Consider the following 1,023-nt stretch of genomic DNA (forward strand, 5'->3'; position numbering starts at 1 on the left):
GAGGTAGGTCTGGATCCGGAAACCCGGCACCGCTACCCCCACGAATTTTCCGGTGGGCAACGGCAGCGAATCGCCATTGCTCGAGCCTTGGTGCTCAAACCGGCGCTGATCCTGCTGGACGAGCCGACTTCGGCGCTCGACCGGACGGTGCAGCGGCAAGTGGTCGAGCTGTTGCGCTCGCTGCAAGCCAAGTACAACCTGACGTATTTGTTCATCAGCCATGACCTGGCTGTCGTCAAAGCGCTGAGCCACCAGTTGATGGTGGTCAAGCATGGCCAAGTGGTCGAACAGGGAGACGCGCAAAGTATCTTTGCCGCCCCCCAACATCCGTATACACAGCAGTTGCTGGAAGCCGCTTTTCTGGCACCAGCCACTGCGCAATAACCTGAAAGAGGAGCAACACATGGGTTTTCTCGCCGGTAAGCGCGTACTGATCGTCGGTGTCGCCAGCAAGCTGTCCATCGCATCCGGCATCGCTGCCGCCATGCATCGCGAGGGCGCTGAGCTTGCCTTCACTTATCAGAACGACAAGCTGAAAGGTCGTGTTGAAGAATTCGCCCAAGGCTGGGGCTCGAGCCCTGAGCTGTGCTTCCCGTGCGACGTGGCCAGCGATGAAGAAATCGCCAAGGTCTTCGAAGCACTGAGCAAGAAGTGGGACGGCCTGGACTGCATCGTGCACTCCGTCGGCTTCGCCCCGGGCGACCAACTGGACGGCGACTTCACCGAAGCCACCACCCGTGAAGGTTTCCGCATCGCGCACGACATCAGCGCCTACAGCTTCGTGGCCCTGGCCAAAGCTGGCCGCGAAATGATGAAAGGCCGCAACGGCAGCCTGCTGACCCTGTCGTACCTGGGCGCCGAGCGCACCATGCCGAACTACAACGTAATGGGCATGGCCAAGGCTTCGCTGGAAGCAGGCGTACGCTACCTGGCCGGCTCCCTGGGCCCGGACGGCACCCGCGTCAACTGCGTATCGGCTGGCCCGATTCGTACTCTGGCAGCTTCGGGCATCAAGAACTTCCG

General features: G+C 61.2%; 2 protein-coding genes. Both read left to right on the top strand.

What is annotated here, in order from left to right:
• Nucleotides 1-384, top strand: a 384-nt coding sequence (locus ACP693_RS17690; RefSeq protein ID WP_426050139.1) for an ATP-binding cassette domain-containing protein, incomplete at its 5' end; no start/stop codon positions are given.
• A 19-nt stretch (nucleotides 385-403) separates the two neighbouring features.
• Nucleotides 404-1,023 (top strand): enoyl-ACP reductase FabI (fabI, locus tag ACP693_RS17695; protein ID WP_426050140.1); only part of this gene is annotated, 620 nt, incomplete at its 3' end.

Origin of the sequence: Brevundimonas sp. TWP1-3, assembly GCF_049896085.1 — a bacterium.
GTDB lineage: Bacteria > Pseudomonadota > Alphaproteobacteria > Caulobacterales > Caulobacteraceae > Brevundimonas.